The sequence below is a fragment of the Humiphilus diazotrophicus genome, from assembly GCF_059726315.1.
Window position 1 is genome coordinate 2,608,944 of sequence record NZ_AP040870.1, and the last position, 17,158, is coordinate 2,626,101.

Sequence of the window (17,158 nt, forward strand, 5' to 3'; positions counted from 1 at the left end):
ACTCGATTCTGTAATGCCGATATATCCTCCGTCTTTGTGTGTCTGCCGGAAAGCAGAAGGTAATCCGGGCAGCCCAATTGTTCGGTTGGTTCTAAGTTGAATTGATTGCACTTACAGAATTATGAAAAAGAAAAGCAGACAACTGCTGGCTGAAAAATGTGACCTCTCGGATTATTTAAGAAGTCGCAAAATAACGAGAGTTGAACATGTTAATTCCCTGATTCCATGGAAGGTAGCATGCATCCTCGTCTGAGAAGGTCCCTATGGATCGCAATCCTGGCCGCTGCTGCTGCCTTCTGTTACGAAGCTCTCAAACAGAGCTTCGGTCCAGACCTTTCCGCCTGGAAATCACATCTCATCACCATACTCTTCTTCGCTAGCTCGGCGTTTGTAGTAAATATGATGATGCTACGTCGGGAAGAAAACTCACGCTCAGCATTGCTTGCGGAGATCGAACATCGGCGCAGTGCCGAGGAACGAGTTCGTCTTCAAGCAACCGCTCTCGAAGTCGCCGCGACTGCCATCTTAATCGTTGATCGTAAAGGCAAAATAGTTTGGATAAACCCTGCCTTCACTCAGCTGACAGGCTACACGGCAGATGAAGTTCTTGGTAGCACATGGAGGACTCTTGAACGGGGTCATCCCGATGCAACTCTTTATGGCGCTATGCTCCAGAAGGTCCTAGCGGGGGAAGTATGGCAAGGAGAGGTCTCAAACCAGCGTAAAGACGGATCCTCCTATATAGGAGAGTTGACCGTAACGCCGGTCCGCACCGATACCGGGGAAATCAGTCACTTTGCTGCTATCAAAGTAGATACCACCGAACGGAAACGCGCGGAAGAGTCTTTGCTGCGTTCTGAAGCAGCCCTACGTTCACTCATGCAAAATGCGCCCTATGGCATTTTTCGCTCTACTCCGGATGGGCGGATTCTCAGCAGCAATCCAGCAATACGCAAAATGCTGGGATATAACTCGGAAGAAGAGTTACACTTCCTCGATTTGTCTGCCGACGTATATCAAGAAGCAGAACAGCGGAAACAGATCGTAGATACGCTGCTCGAAGCAGGAAGTCTTCACGATACGGAATGCATCTGGGAGCGAAAAGATGGCAACCTGGTGGCCGTTCGGCTTAGCGCGCATACCTGCATCGATGCAAACGGAAGCACTATTCTAGAAGGTTTTATTGAAGATATCAGCGAATGCAAACGCTCCGAAGCGGAACTACGCTCGTTCGTGGAGCAAAGCCCATTTGGAATTTTTCGAAGTAATGTTGAAGAAGATAAATTACTAAGTGTCAACCAGGCTCTAGTGCATATGCTCGGATACGACTCTGTAGAAGAGGTCCTCGCCAAAAGGTTATCGATAGACCTTTATGAAAACTCACAGGATCGAGAACAGCTCTTGCAGCATCTTCTACACGACCAGCTTGTCGAATCAGAGAGTAAATTCAAGCGAAAAGACGGTGAGATAATTGTTCTGCATTTGAGCGGGAGACTCGTTCGGGAGCCTCTTAGCCGCAGTCTCTTTTTCGAAGGAATTGCTGAAGACGTAACAAATCGGAAGAAGGTAGAGCAGGCGTTATACGAAACGGAAAAGCGCTTCCGCCAGGTAGTTGAAAGTGCTCCGATAGGCATCTATATTCAGACCGACGGCGCCTTTCGATATCTAAATCCAGCAGCTCTCAGTATTTTCGGTGCGGAGAATGCCACACAAATCATCGGACAAGGTTTCCTGAAGATGACCCATCCGGATAGCTGGCCCGCCGTAATCGAGCGCTCCCACAGAGTGCTGGAGAAGAAAAGACCTGTACCTTTCCTGGAAGAAAAGCTACTGCGTCTGGACGGAAACACCGTTGACGCAGAAGTCTCCGCTATTCCGTTCGTCTTTGAACAGCGCCAAAGCGCTCTTGTTTTTGTTCATGACATCACAGAACGAAAAAAGGATCAGGATAAGAGGCATACTCTTGAGCAGAAACTCCGCCAAAAACAGAAACGCCACGAAAAAGAGCTGATTCAAGCCAGGAGAGGTGCAGAAGCTGCAAATCACGCAAAGAGCCTCTTTCTAGCGAATATGAGTCATGAGATCCGCACCCCTATGAATGGGGTCATCGGGATGATTCAGTTGCTTCTGGAAACTGACCTCACACCGGAACAGCATCGCTATGCAGACGTGGCGCACAGCAGCGGAAGAACCATGCTTTCTCTTATCGATCGCATTCTGGATTTATCAAAAATCGAGGCTGGAAAGGTGATCCTTGAAAACCGTAGCTTCGATCTGCAAGATACTATTACAAATGTTATCCAGCTTGCCCGTGTCCAGGGCAGTGCGAAGGGACTCAGTATCGAATCGTGGGTAGCTCCGGATGTTCCCCGTTATGTGCAGGGTGATGCCCATCGTATCTTTCAGATTCTGTCTAACCTTTCTGCAAACGCCATCAAGTTCACGGAGAGGGGAGCAATAACCACGAATGTCAGTCTGGCGAATGAAGATCACGACCATGTGACAGTTTATTTCGAGGTTATCGATACAGGCATAGGAATATCGCCCGAGCACAGCGCGAACCTATTCTCCCCCTTCGTGCAGGCTGATGCATCGACGACACGCAGATACGGAGGAACCGGACTAGGTCTGGCTATCTCCAAGCAACTCGTCGAAATGATGCATGGAGAAATTGGGATGCGAAGCAAAGAAGGCGAAGGCTCCACCTTCTGGTTTACCGTAGTCTTCGACAAAGCAGCCGAATCGGTCTCTGAATCCAATGAAGAATCGGAGTCCAATAGCCAGCAAGATGCAATGGTTAGGGAGATCCTGACAACGCCCTGCGTCGAGCGAGGAACCGAATGCGTGACCAAAATCCTCGTAGTAGAAGATAATCTGACGAATCAGGCTGTAGTTCTCGCGCAACTCGAAAAGCTCCACTATAAGGCCACTGCCGTCACAAACGGAATCGCAGCTATGGCTGCTCTACAAGACGACAAATACGATCTTGTACTGATGGATTGCGAAATGCCTCAGATGGACGGATATGAAACCACACAGCATATCCGCCAGGATTTCGGATTGCAGATTCCAATTATTGCGGTTACAGCCCATGCAATGTTAGGGAATCGCGATAAATGCATACGCGCTGGAATGAACGATTTCCTCTCGAAGCCCATTGACTTGAAGCAGCTTGCAGAAATACTGACAAAATGGATTCCCAGGCATTGTCCCCGTTGCGTGATTCATACACTTGAACAGCCGGTAGCACAGCAAACGCAACAACCGGTAGCGATCTTCGATGCTGAAGCGCTCCTGCGAAGGCTCATGGGAGACAAACAACTCGCAGGCACCATCATCAAAGGATTTCTAAATGATTTTCCGTCGCAATTGACGAATCTCCAGAAACGGTTGGCGGAAGAGGATGCGCCGGGCACACGCTTGCAAGCACATACGTTGAAAGGGTCAACAGCCACAATCTCGGCAGAACTATTAAGCACAATTGCCTTTGAGATGGAACAAGCTGCAAGTGCAGGAGAATTGGTCAAGGCAACCAAGCTTCTGCCAAAAGTAGTTGAAGGATTCGAACAGCTCAAAAGAACACTGGAGCATTCCGAATTACTGTCAGTTGAAGGAGCAAAAAATGAAGATACTTATAGTCGAGGATGACTTTACCAGTCGGCTTCTGTTACAGAGCTTTCTCTCGCGATATGGAGAATGCCACATTGCCGTCAATGGCAAGGAAGCCATAAAGGCATTTGAAATGGCAAGCGACAGCGGGGCCGGTTACGATCTGATCTGCATGGATATTATGCTGCCCGAATTGGATGGCAAAGAGGCAGTCAGAGAAATACGTACAATGGAAGAAGAACGCGGTATTCTTCCGCCTCGTGGTGTGAAGATCATCATGACTACAGCAGCAGCGGGCGCAAAACAAATCATGCAATCATTCCACGAGCTTTGCGACGCTTACCTATTCAAACCCATAGATACCGGCAAACTGCTGGACGAACTGCGATCGCTGCAACTTATGAAATAATCCAGCCATTCGTAGACCTCAACCCGAGGTGCCCATGCTGAAGACCGCTAGAGACGTGGTGAGGAATGGGGCAGCCTATGCTAATTGCGGTATCCGGACGACAGATAGATCTCCTGACGACGCTTGTTACGGATATCGTGCTGCGAACCTTCCTTACCCCACTCTTCCGACCAACACGATGCCGGAAGAATGGGGTATCCAGATTAATGGCGTAACCAGCGAACTGGACTTGCAGTCACTAGCGGAAGTTGGAGTTCCCCACAACTCTTATGCGTTGATTCTGCAAATCGGCAATATAAACATTGCCCATCCAATCCAAAGATATCGATGTTGGTCCATTGAGTTGCGCCTTGGTCGCCGGGCCGCCATCACCGGAATAGCCAAGATCTCCAGTCCCGGCAATGGTTCTAATGATGCCGGATCGGCTCACTTTTCGAACGAGATCATTGCCGGTATCCGCGATATAAATATTGCCCATCCAATCAACCGCCACTTTGGTCGGGAAATTGAGTTCCGCCCCGGTCCCCGGGCCGCCATCGCCGGAATAGCCAGCAGTTCCATTCCCGGCTACAGTGCTCATATTGCCTAATACATCTACTTTCATTACGCGATTATTCAGGGTATCTGCAATATAGAGATTGCCCATCCAATCGACTGCTACCCCGTAGGGATAGAAAAGCTTTTCACTGCCCTTCCAAGTCACTTTGCTGATAGTGCCTGACTTATCAACTTTCCGTATGGCATTGTTGCCTGTATCGGCAATATAGAAATTACCCATCCAATCGGCGGCTACGCCCATGGGATAGTTCAGTCTCGCATTGATTGCCGGACCACCGTCACCTTCATACCCATATAAGCCATTCCCAGCTATCGTGGTGATTGTGCCCGAAGAAGCATCCACTTTCCGTATGCGATTGTTATTGAAGCTATCTACGATATAGAGATTGCCCATCGGATCGACTGCCAGATCATTCGGGTAAAAAAGCCTTGCATTGGTTGCGGCGCCGCCATCTCCGGAAGCGCCCCGAATTCCAGTCCCGGCTACGGTGCTAATCATGCCTGAGGCTGCATCTACTTTCCGTATGCGATTGTTGTACTTATCTGCGATATAGAGATTGCCACGCAGGTCGATTGCCACTCCCGTTGGATTGTTGAGTTTCGTATTGGTCGCCTGAACGCCGTCGCCGGAATAGCCGGGCTCTCCAATTCCGTTCCCTGCCACGGTACCGATCTGTCCTCTGCGTGGAATAGAAATCTGGGCACTGCCGTATTCACCGGCGAATAGCAAAACCAGCAGGATTGCACCTGCTAACGTCTTATCGAATCTTGTGCGGGATGCTCTCCGCACCTCCACTGTGTTAACGCGAAACATCCCGACTTCGTTCCAGCCGATCATTCGAACCTTCCCTCTGGCCATTCGATGGCCATTCTGAAAATGTGATAGGTCTAGCGGCTCCTTCGCCGCGCACACATCGAGTAATCCAGGCAATTCCAGTTAACTCGACAGCCGCTCTTAGCGAACACAACGCGGCTCTTAGTTTCGATATTTGTAATTATTTCTATTACTTAATTCGTACTCTGGAGATGAAACAATAGACCGAATTGCGCAAAGTCAGCAATCCAAATGCCTCGAAATTGAGAAACGCACACACCGTACATAACGATGGCGCCCTACGCGTATTCTGCGATGTAAACCCAGGACTAGCTAGATCGAAACATCGAGAGACTGCGGGCGTTTGCGATAAGGCTATTCCATCCATAAACATAGATAGTTATTCCTTATGCACGATGGGATGGCTATGATGACGCTTTCGGGCCAATTTCCTTACAAGGCTGTCAGCACTACAACCGATACCAAGTGCAGCAAAATACTACCGATGACTTTTCTTACTAGTCATCACATATCCGGTTCTTTTAGTGCAGCTCAGGGGAAAATGCAAAACAACTTTTATCAGACTACAAATTAGGCCTCAACTTTACGAAGGAACCGGAAGTTTGTCAAGAATTCAGCTAACAAATAGATAGAGAACCCAAAAGCTATATAGAAACAAGCACATCTGTCATCGAAGCTGGAGTGTTCCCTCATAAAAAGAGACGTCTATCACTTCGAACCATAATTGGTGACGAATATGCGGTGTTCCCACTCCGACAAGTACTTAATTTCATGCACCTCTGCTATGTCATTTTGTTGAAAATAAACTCCGTTCTCAAAGGCGGCAAAACCGGACTAAAACCACCATCGACATTAATTTTTTGCGATTGTCTTCTATAGGCAGGCGGCAGTCCAGCTAATGCACTGTAACTCTGCGAGTGACAATCACAACCTATTAGTGAGATGTGTCTCTGGGCAGGTGCTTTGTGGAAAATGCGCTAGCGACCGTGGTAATAGTGATGGAAGTATCCCGAAATGAACTCTGTGCCAACAAAACGATTCTGGTGGAGAAAACAGAAATTCCATATCCATCCACAGGGATGGAACACGCATCTTAATCAAGAATTCTTTTTGCCTACCGCTGGCAAATACTGATACTGCCTATAGTCATTCCAGAAGCAAAGGAGCTATTCCCGCCGAAGGGCCTGTATCGCATTTACAGAAGCGGCCCGGTGGGCAGGCAGCAGAGTCGCTAACAGACCAACCAGCACCAGAGCCAATATCGCAAACAACATTGCGTCAAAACTGGTACTTCCCGGTCCGTACAGAACTTTTTTAGCTGCATGGCTCATGACCTCTGTCAGAACCACTCCCGGTACAATTCCGGCCAACAGAATCATGGTCGTTTGCTTCAGAACCAACGAAACGATATTGGATCGCTTCGCACCCATGGCCATACGGATTCCGATCTCTGCGGTGCGGCATCTCATGCGGAAAGAAAGCAGGCCATAGAACCCCAGTGCTGCCAAGGTAAGCGTTAGCCCGCCGAATACTGTAGTCAATCGCGCCAATAACCTCTCTGTCGTCAGTCCGTCTTCGAAATCCGTATTGAGCGTGACGATCTCGGTAATCGGAAGGTTTGATTCCACTGAGTGTAGAGCCTGACGAATTTCAGGAATAAGCTTTTCAGGACTTCCGCTTGTTCTTACATCAAGGGTCTGGACTGACGACGGTCTTTGATCTACCAGGAAATAGACCACAGGAGGCGCGTCGGAGCGCAAACCATCGACCCGTGTATCCGCAACCTCACCCACAATGAGAAATTTGTGGTCGTCGGGCGCGGGTCTGTATCCAATCCAGTGGCCGATTGGGCTTTTGTCTCCAAAGAGTTTTTGCGCGTAGGAGTGGTTCACAATTGCCACTTCCTGTGTTCCCTGTCGATCGGTGTTGGCAAAATCTCTTCCCTGCAGCAATGGAATTCCCAAGGTTTGGAAATAGCCCTTGCCAACGTGGTCCTCTTCACCATGGGCTTGCGCAGAGGTCATCTCCGGTTGGCCAAATGGATAGATCGCTGTATTCCAGCCACAACCGGGAATGGAACACATCTGCACAGCAGCAGAGCGAATCTCCGGTATTGCTTGCAGGCGGTCCACCAGCCTCTGATAAAGAACAGGTAAGTCTTTACGATCCTCTGCAAATCCGGTGCTTTTCATATCCAGATGGACCGCTACGATATGTTCGCGATCCATACCTGCATCGATGGCTCCAATGTTCTGCAGCGTCTGACCAAAGAGATAGGCCATGCCAATCAGCAGCAGAGATAAGCTGACTTGTCCGGAGAGCAAAAGGCTGGAGTATTTGTGGCCTGATAGGCTCTCGACTCGCTTCGCACCGCTGGCTGCAGCAAAGTTACTCCGCGTAATCCACCACGCAGGCAACAAGCTGAAGAAGAGCAAAGAGCCTGCCAAAAGAACAGCACCCAACAAAAAGATATGCGTCCCTTGATGCAGGTCGAAAGCCATCTGCCAACCTCTTCCCGACGCCCAACGGATAAGGAGTTCACTGACCATACGTCCGGTTATCAGAGCAAATATTCCGCCTACTAGCGCAAGTAGTAGATCTTCTATCAGGATCTGACGCAGTACCCTCCACCTGCCGGCACCTAACGAAATGCGGATAGATAGCTCCAGCCGTCTGCTCCAAAGCCGGGCAAGTTCGAGATTGGCGAGATTGATGCAACCGATTCCGAAGATCACACCAGCCAGAACCATTAGAAGAATCAGCGGAGAAGAATATTCATGGAAAAAGGTGCCTTCACCCCCTGCTGCCGAGACCAGATGAACCTTCGATTGTCGAACTAGTCTGCTTTGATGTTCGTCCTTCGTCGCAGCAGAAATAAGCTCGAGGTCCGGTTGTAGAGCCGCAGTCCATCGTGCCGATGCTATCGGTCTTTGTGTATTGGGTACGCGAGCCAGAAGCCACAACCAGAAGATACCGGGCTGATTGTGCCAAGAACGGTCCAGATTGATTCCATAGCCAGGACCTAGGGAATCGAACCATGTATCGAATTTCCCTGTCGACTGCACCTCAATAGGAAGCCAGATATCGGGGGCAAAACCACGAATCACCCCACCGAAGCCTTTGGGCGCAATCCCAACTATAACCACCGGGATTTTGTTGATAACAACATGCTGTCCCAAAGCTGAGGATTCCACGACGAAGCGCTTCCGAGCATATTCGGAATGAAGCACAACGGGCCATTCGCTCTGCGAGAATCGATCATCGCTTTCAGTGAAGAGACGCCCCGCGGCAGGCGAAACATCCAGCACACTGAAGAAGTTTCCGGAGACGAGCTGAAACTTTACTCGATCAGAAGAACCATCATTGCTTTGAAGAACCCCCTGACCAAAACCGGAGCGGGCAATTACAGGAATAGAGGGCCCGTTTGCCTGACGTAACCGTTGATATGCTGAATAGGAATAGAACCATTCTTTATCGAACGGAGACTGTACTGAGTGCAGGGAGTAAAGCTGCTCAGGCTGTCTTATTGGCAGGTGAGCAAACATCACCCCATACAAAAGCTGAAAGACGGCGAGATTGGCTCCGATTCCCAAAGCCAGCGTAACAACAACAGTAAAAGCAAACCCTGGCGCTCGGCATAGTTGCCGGCGGGCATAACGAAGATCGGACCAGATACTTTCCAGAACTAAGGTAGTATCGGCAGCACTCACATGTTCCTTTGTCGCAGTCAGATTTCCGAAGCGCAGTAAGGCATCACGTCGGGCCTCGTCGCGAGACATTCCAGCAGCGATGTTATCTTCGATACGCATTTCGATATGCGATTGAAGTTCTGCATCGATCTCTGTTTCCATTCGTCTGCGCGAAAAGAGATTTGCTACGCGACGAAAGAGCGCCATTGGATCACCTCACACCGTATCAAGAATCTGGCGGGGTGGTCGCCCTAGGCTCTCCATCCTACCCCTCTACATCTTGGTATTAGGATTAGACCTAGAAGTATAGGCTTGTCAAGGATAAGCGTCGTTCTTCTCCGGCCTCCACTGAGGAAGCTCCGAAAGGTCCTCTCGTACCAGCTCACAAGCCAAGGCTACTGGGAGTAGAGTGTGTAAACCAAGGCCATGCGCACTACTTCCAAACGTACACGGACGAGCACTGCATTTCTCCATTCTTTTCAGCAGACATGCACCGAGACGGTGCAAAGCAGTCGTTTTGATCCACCTATGTTTCTATGCGATGCATTTCCAAAAATTTCCGAAATTTTCGGAAAATTTCGGAAGGAGAGGAGAGGTGTTGGAGGAGGTATAGGTGCTGGTGTTGGAGGAGGTATAGGTGCTGGTGTTGGGGAGGAGTGGTGTGGTGTGGTGAGGAGTGGTGCTGGTGAGATCGCCCTCCATTCGCGTGTAAATAGCCGTGACGATTTCAGCCCTGACGGATGATCTTGCCAGCTAGAGCAAAACCAGCGTAGGTGTATCCCGAGCCACAACTCCCTACGCAGGCTTTCCGTCGAGAAAACCTGCACATCGCGGAATTTGGAGAGGACATAGTAACGATGGTTTTGCTCTAAACACAAAAATCGACAACTCAGCGCAATCGGGGCTTTCTCGTGACAAGACGATTCACTCATGTTTCGATACAGCACACGCCCCAAAATTCCAGTGAATTTCGAATATTTCTGTCAATAGAGAGCAGATAAGGTGTTGGAAGGGAGTAGGGAGAAAAGGAATTGAGGAGAAAAACTGAGATAGGCCTATAGGACCGTCCACCAAATCGCTGAAACAGCCTCTCAGACTGTTTATGAAGCTGAGACAGGCCCAGAGGGCCGAACACTAAACGTCAGCCCAGTCCGCCAGGACTGGGTTGCGAGCAAAGAGATATCCGAGCGCCAGAGGCGCGGCACCCGATATGCAAATCATCCCAATACATATTGCGGATCATAGGTCACGCGGAATTTTGGGCTCTGGAGTTCTGAGAATTATGGCGTTCAATCTGAATCTCAATCAGAACAAGATCACCGAAACGGTCTCGCAAACTATTTATTAGGCTGGAATAGGCCCAGAGGGCCGAATACTAAACGTCAGCCCAGTCCGCCAGGACTGGGTTGCGAGCAAAGAGATATCCGAGCGCCGGAGGCGCGGCACCCGATATGCAAATCATCCAAATACATATTGCGGATCATAGGTCACACCAGATTTTTCGAGGAGCGTAAGAAACTCCTCTTCGAAGGACATCTTTTTGTGGTGCTCCCGCTGATTGCGAATATAGGCGATAACCTTATCGAGTTGAGAAAAACTCACACTGAATGCCCCATATCCAGGCTGCCATTGAAATTGAAATCCCTGCTCGTGCATGAACCGTGATGAGTTCGTCTTGAAGGTGTTAACCATCGAGGCCAGGGATATAGTTGGCGGCAAAAGAACGAGGAGATGGCTATGATCTGACATTCCTCCGGCCGCCAGGAGCGGGATCTTCTTTTGTCGCCCAACAGCAGCGAGAAAGGAATAGAGACGCTTTTCAAACTCAGGAGGAATCTGACTCTCTCTATTCTTCGTGCTGTACACGACGTGAACATAATTATTGCAATAGGAATGGCCCATGAGCTTTTGCGCGTAGGATAACAGATTGCAGTGCCGCGCCTCCGGCGCTCGGCTATCTTCCTCGCATCAATTCCCAGCCCTGACAGGCTGGGCTGACGTTTGGAAATCGGCCCTACAGGCCTATCTGCAATTCCTTCCCAAAAGGAGAGCTGCCTCTCGCCGCGTTTTCAGAAGAAGTGTATTCGTCTAAATAGCCTCAGCATCAACGAGACCATTGACCGATTTCGATACAGCAGAAAGGAGTCAAACGCAAAATCATCCTCCATAGCTAACGGACTGGCTCATGTTTGAAGTTCAGAGATATTCCGCGTTTGTAGCCATCCCCAATAATCCTCTCCACAACGTTTGAATTCTGGATATCTTGCACAGGCACATAGGGAGAAACGCTAAGCAGAATAGGCCCGGAGGGCCGTACTCCAGACGTCAGCCCAGCCCGCAGGGCTGGGTCTCGTTGCAATGAAACAATCGAGCGCCAAAGGCGCGGCTGTGAAGATAGTTTGAAAAATATCTCATACGGAAAGGCTCATGGAAGATAGCGGGATCATCTATGCCCTTACCATCCCTCTAATGCCAGAGCTTGCTTGAGCGTATCTGAATGATTCATGAAAACGAGGCAAATCATCTGGGGTTATCACGCATTGCACTCATTATTCCGTATCTCCCCTTTGTGATGGCTCGTGTTTTGTTGTGAGATCCGAAACTCCTCGCTTACGCGTAAGCGACCCAGCCCCGGAAAGCAAGACCTGCATAAAACATCGCGACACCGGAGAATCCGGCTTCACGCAGCATGGCTTCATCCTGCTCAGGAGTGAGAATGTTCAGATGCTTATCAATAGCCAACGCAGCGCCTTTCGCCTTATCTGGTTCCAGGCCGGAAGACACAGCAAAGGCTGCGTATCGAGATAGCCACTGCGCACGTTCGCCTTCCCCTTGAGGAAAGCTCATGTGCGCAACAACAAATGGTGCATTGCGCTTCAGACGGCGATGTACCTGGGCTAGCGTCTGGCGGCGTTCGTCAGTTGATAGAAAGTGAAGCGTCAAGAGGCAGGTGCTTCCATCGAACGGACCTTCCGAGGCTTCATAGATGTAGCCCTGCTGCAGATTCACCCGTGCAGAAAGCGGGCCTAAGGTCTGCTCCGCGAGCTTGAGCATCTCACTGGAAGGATCAACACCATCAAATCTCCACCCCGGATGAGCCATTGCGAAGACCCTCAGTTCCAGGCCTCCTCCGGCACCTAGGACCAGTATCCGGGCGTCCTCGGGAGCATGTTCCTCCAGAAGAAGAGTTGCCATGCGCTGTAGATCGGCAAAGCCCGGTACCTTTCGTGGCGGATCTTCGGCATATCGAGCCACTGCCTGGGCATTCGAGAATGGATCTTGAGGACTGTTCACTATCCCAGCATACGATCCTCTCCGTTCGCCGTCACGAGTGAGCGGCAAACACCACCCTTTAGTGCACGATGAATGCACGGATAGTTTTTTGAGGCGAGGAGGCCAAACAGGCAGACCTCCTCAAAACGCCTCGGCCTCACAAACCAGGGCGGGTCTCGCAATGCTCTCAAAATTCAAAATTTCCACTTTGTGGAACGCCCAGGGCTGACACCCGGCTAAGGAGTTTGCTCAGCTGCGGTTCAACTTTCAACATGGTCCATCAAAGAGTCGTAAGGCATGGCCATTCTTCCCACCCCATTTTGTCAACGGCGGATAAAATGGAGTCCCCGATTCTCAGGGGGAATGGCCACGCGCATACCATGACACCGGCTATTTTCGATAATCGACGCGAACGGCGAGAATCTCAAAGGAATGGACCGGAACCGTTACGCTGTCGTTCTGTACAGCCAGTGCCGATCCTACAGGCTCTTCGAGCAGGTTGGTTTCCGTCGCTGCTGTTGCACCAGACGGTACATGCAATTGGATCGAACCACTCTTCCCCGCCCACTCGTAGAGATGGAATATGAGCGCGTTGCTGTCCTCGGCTTTCTTCATCGCGGTTAGCACCACATCAGTTCCCTCGACAGAAACGAATGAGTGTTCAGCTCCCATGGGACCTGTATGCACCGGCATCTGTCTGGCAACCAATCCCACGTTGTATTCGTAACCGTGTTCAATAGTGTGCGCCTGGCGCCAGTCTCCGGTGTGAGGATATAGAGAATAAGTGAAGTGATGATGCCCTTGATCGGCTTGAGGATCGGGATAAGTGGGTGAACGCAGAAGCGTCAAACGCAGGAGGTTGCCCACGCTGTCGTATCCGTACTTAGAATCGTTGATAAGACTGAAGCCGTGATGCGTATCCCCCAGATCGGCCCAACGCAAAGCAGGTACTTCGAAGCGCGTCTTCTCCCAGGTAGTGTTGCGCGTCGTCGGCCGTTCGATGGTTCCGTAAGGAATCTCGTAGGTCGCCTGTGTGCTGGTGGCCGAGAGAGCAAAGGCCGCCTTTAGCAACACATGCGTTTCAGCCCAGTCGATATCGTTTTCAACATCGACCTGATCCGCATTTGCATAAAGTACTATCCGCTGCACAAAGGAGGAATGCTGCCACTTGCGGCGAACTTCGACGACGGCACGTAGCGGATTCGACTCGACCAGCCTAACTGATTCGGCTTGCGTTAGTGACTGTGGCTTTTGATCGAGCGTACCCGGATCGATATTCCAGGCATCGTATTCCTTCGGCTTGTCTTCGAAAGCCTGGAGTTCATTGCCGCAACTACCTGCGGCCAGCGTCTCGAATTTTTCCTTCTTTTGATAGAGGCTGGTGATACAGCCTGTAGACGGATCGATGACGACACGAAGAGCGTCATTTTCCAGCGTCAAGCCAGAGATCTTCAGATCGCTTGGAAAATCCCGCTTCCCAGGAACCGCATGCAGCACCTGATAGCCGAGTGACGGCACGTCTTTGGCTGCAATCAACAGGGTGAAACGATTCGTCTTGGCATCACGCCCGAGTATCGTCGACGGCACCGTGCGTCCAGCAAAATCGACAATAGAAACCGACTCCGTTGCAGCGGTCATCTGCACTTCGACGCGAGCCAGATCTGACCGCTTCCAGGCCAACAAATTGAAGAGCAGAACTGGAACCGAACCGCTATTGGTTTTGCTCCCAACTGCCGCGGGCATGCGTGTATCGGCGGAGGCGGCCAACGTCTCCAGCGCGTGCGCGCTGATTTGGTCAGTGCTGCGGTGCACCTGCTCAAACTCGCTAGCGGAATCCTTGTAAATGGAAGCTACGCCTGAGCCTGCCGCCAAGTCGTGAAAGTCGTTAAAGGTAACCGTCTTCCAATCTTCAGTGAGAGCCTCTTGTGGATAGGCATCTCCATTCAACCATGCAAGCGAAGCAAATTTTTCCGCATTCAACGTCCAGACCGGCGCTTGGCGCAGATTACGCTTGAGCAAAGCCTGCGTAGTAAAGATGCCGCGATGATATTCCAGGTAGAGTTCGTCATTCCAGGTCGGAATCGCTAGTGCACCGGATTTGGCCGCAACCGGTGGCTGGAATCCCTTAGCAAGGCTCGAATAACTCCATGCGGGGGAGGACGCATCAAGATTCTTTTCAACAGACGAGAAGAAGGAACTGGCCGTTGCAAATTTCATCTCCGGCACAGCAGTATCGCGACCAATCCAGTGCACACCTTCGTCGAGCATAGCGCGCGTCGGCCCGCCACCGTGATCACCCACGCCGTACAAATCCATCATCGCATCCATCTTCGGCAGGACGCTACGCGACTTCTCCAGGTCTTCGGAAAGCCGAGCCGGAGCGAGATCCCGGCTTGAATAGCCATGCGAAAAATAGGTGAGAACCTTACTGCCATCGGGCGACTGCCACCAGAAAAGATTCAGTGGAAGCTGATTCGTCTCGTTCCACATCATCTTCTGCGTAACAAAATAATCGATCCCGGATTTCTTGTAAATTTGCGGCAACTGCCAGCCATAACCAAACGAATCCGGATTCCAGCCGATCTTCACATCGACGCCATAATGTTGCTTGTACCAGCGTTTGCCTATCAGCAGCGAGCGAGCTGTCGATTCACCGTCGGGCAAATTCAGATCAGGCTCAACCCACATGCCACCGACGATCTCCCAGCGTCCCTCGTGGATGCGTTTCTGGATTTGCCGGTCGAGATCGGGATACTTCTGCGCGATCCAGTCGTTGAAAACCGCTGAGGACTGAGTGTAGGTGTAATCCGGATACTCATTCATCAATTGCAACGCCGTTGAAAACGTACGTCGCACCACATCGACAGTCTCCGTCCACGGCCATAACCAGGCAGCATCGATGTGCGAATTTCCCGTAAGTGAAAAGTGCATTGCATGCAAAGCGGGCGTGCAAATCGCAAGTGTTTTTTCCGCAGCGCGCAGCGAATCATCGAAGCGCTTTTGATCACCAGCGTCGAGCGCTTTGAGATCGATTTCAGCAGCCGCTGCCTCAACTGCCTTCCGCTCTTTCGAATCGCTGCCGGCAATGTCCGGCAGAAGACGCTCGCCTGAGAGCAACTGCTGACGCAGATCCTCTGGGTTGGGCCGCCCATCGGCAAAATCGATCTTCATCCTGCTGCCCCGGAAGTGCTTGTCATGCTCTGTGGCCAGCAATTTCACAGCAATCAGCACCTTGTCACCTGGCTTTGCCTGTTCGAAGAGCACGATTGGTTCGAGGTCTTCTCCGAGAGCCACACGGCGGCCATTAAAGTAAACAATCTGCGGAGCGTTCTCGTTGGTTAGAAAACGAAACCAGATGCGCGTGCCGGTCAGATCGTAACCATTCAGGCTTTTCGGCACCTCAATCCACTGCCGAAACCAGACGGCATCCTTCGCCGAAGTCTTGTCCTTGACGGCAACCTGCCACGCCGCGTCGTTCAGATCGACGCTTTCACCGTGCGCAATATCGCCGGCATGGTACTTCCAAGTACCATCCTGCAAATGACCCATAGACTCGATCCGGGAAGCAACCTGCTCTACAGGGCTCTGCGCCGCCCGTGCCGAAAGATGGATCGACAACAAAATCGCCAGGGCGCATATCAACCATAAATAACGCTTGTGCACTCTTTTTTCTCCTCGTCTGTTCCGCACTTTCCGGACAGGATGTTGTTTCTTAATTGCCAACCATTCGCCTAAGCGATCTTGCGGCGACGATCCTCAGGCGTTATTGGGTCCGCTCGGTATGGGCAGTCGCAGACAACCTACGACCGCGAGTTATTACAAGGCTGATCCAGGACGATGGAGTGAACGTCCGCTGATCATGAAATTCTCAATGTAGAGATTGCTTTCGGAAACGATGGTGAATTTAGCACCGCTGACAGGATCAGACAGAGCCCCATATTGCGCTTCCACAGAGCAACGACGAAGGAAAGCAAGCGCTAATACAAATTGCCCAGCTCGTTGTCCCGAGCATTCTGTCGCGTCATGCTCGTCACATCGGAATGAGCTTTGTGGTGATTGCTTTATAGAAGGCCGGGTGCCCGCAGCTCTGCGGTTTTCAAATATAAGCACTTTGCTACATAACCGAAAAAAAGAGTTCCTGGGAGTTGCCCCCCAGGAACTGTCAGTACTCCGGATTAAAATTAAAAATAGATTTCGTCTTCCAGCTGAATCGCTCACAGGTGGCACTCGATGTTCCGGTATCGTCGGTTTTCGCTTGATACCCAACTCCCGAGTCGTCAGATGTTACGGTAACCTCTATCCTTCGGATTACATTCCTCTGCGCATCAAAAACTCTGCCACCAGGGACCGAATGAGTCTCGCGTGCAAAGCTTGTTGGTACAAGAACTGCAAACATAAGCAAGATCGTCCAGAAAAATCCACTACTGTACTTTTCCATTCGCAGTGATTCCTGAACCTTTCTGCTCTGAAACCACACGACACATAAGCTATCGTGTAGTTCATCTTGCTTATTCATCACTGTCCTCACACCTACCTGGTTCTGGCTAGCGGCTAAACACCAATGAGCTTTGGTGAAACTTGTATCCGACATTAACGGATGGCGAAGAGACAATTCAAGGTTTCGGGGACTCTTAACCTTTCCCTACGTTATTGAAAAATAAGTATTTAGCAATGCAGTCTAATCTTTACAGTAGCTACCCCGTACCCATGCCAACGGAATTTCGGTATCAAGATATTGGGAGTGGCGCTTCGCCCGAAGTAGTCGCTTCACGAGAAGCTGGCACA

General features: G+C 50.7%; 8 protein-coding genes. 2 read left to right on the forward strand and 6 right to left on the reverse strand.

Going from position 1 to position 17,158, the window contains the following annotated elements; all coding sequences use genetic code 11:
* The first annotated feature begins 237 nt into the window (after nucleotides 1–237).
* Nucleotides 238–3,648: a PAS domain-containing hybrid sensor histidine kinase/response regulator gene (locus AC6I7T_RS11585; protein WP_497793559.1), complete on the forward strand. Its 3,411-nt coding sequence runs from the start codon at nucleotides 238–240 to the stop codon at nucleotides 3,646–3,648.
* The gene (locus AC6I7T_RS11590) at nucleotides 3,623–4,018 is read left to right on the forward strand and encodes a response regulator (RefSeq protein ID WP_497793560.1); all 396 of its coding nucleotides are present in this window, start codon (nucleotides 3,623–3,625) and stop codon (nucleotides 4,016–4,018) included. The genes AC6I7T_RS11585 and AC6I7T_RS11590 overlap by 26 nt, the downstream gene beginning before the upstream one ends.
* A 238-nt stretch (nucleotides 4,019–4,256) precedes the next feature.
* On the opposite strand, the gene AC6I7T_RS11595 is transcribed toward AC6I7T_RS11590, so the two are convergent.
* The 6 genes from AC6I7T_RS11595 to AC6I7T_RS11620 form a co-directional block, all read right to left on the reverse strand.
* Entirely contained in the window at nucleotides 4,257–5,414 is a 1,158-nt protein-coding gene (locus AC6I7T_RS11595) for an NHL repeat-containing protein (RefSeq protein WP_497793562.1), read from the reverse strand.
* Between the two features lie 1,163 nt (nucleotides 5,415–6,577).
* Nucleotides 6,578–9,307 (reverse strand): ADOP family duplicated permease, encoded by a 2,730-nt coding sequence (locus tag AC6I7T_RS11600; RefSeq protein WP_497793563.1) that lies wholly within the window; start codon nucleotides 9,305–9,307, stop codon nucleotides 6,578–6,580.
* Nucleotides 9,308–10,558: 1,251 nt separating this feature from the next.
* Complete coding sequence (tnpA, locus tag AC6I7T_RS11605; RefSeq protein ID WP_497793564.1) at nucleotides 10,559–11,002, reverse strand: IS200/IS605 family transposase; 444 nt, start codon at nucleotides 11,000–11,002, stop codon at nucleotides 10,559–10,561.
* Nucleotides 11,003–11,710: 708 nt separating this feature from the next.
* Complete coding sequence (locus tag AC6I7T_RS11610) at nucleotides 11,711–12,394, reverse strand: class I SAM-dependent methyltransferase (protein WP_497793565.1); 684 nt, start codon at nucleotides 12,392–12,394, stop codon at nucleotides 11,711–11,713.
* A gap of 369 nt (nucleotides 12,395–12,763) precedes the next feature.
* Complete coding sequence (locus AC6I7T_RS11615; RefSeq protein ID WP_497793566.1) at nucleotides 12,764–16,036, reverse strand: alpha-mannosidase; 3,273 nt, start codon at nucleotides 16,034–16,036, stop codon at nucleotides 12,764–12,766.
* 499 nt (nucleotides 16,037–16,535) lie between these two features.
* Nucleotides 16,536–16,889: a carboxypeptidase-like regulatory domain-containing protein gene (locus AC6I7T_RS11620; RefSeq protein WP_497793567.1), complete on the reverse strand. Its 354-nt coding sequence runs from the start codon at nucleotides 16,887–16,889 to the stop codon at nucleotides 16,536–16,538.
* Nucleotides 16,890–17,158 lie beyond the last annotated feature (269 nt).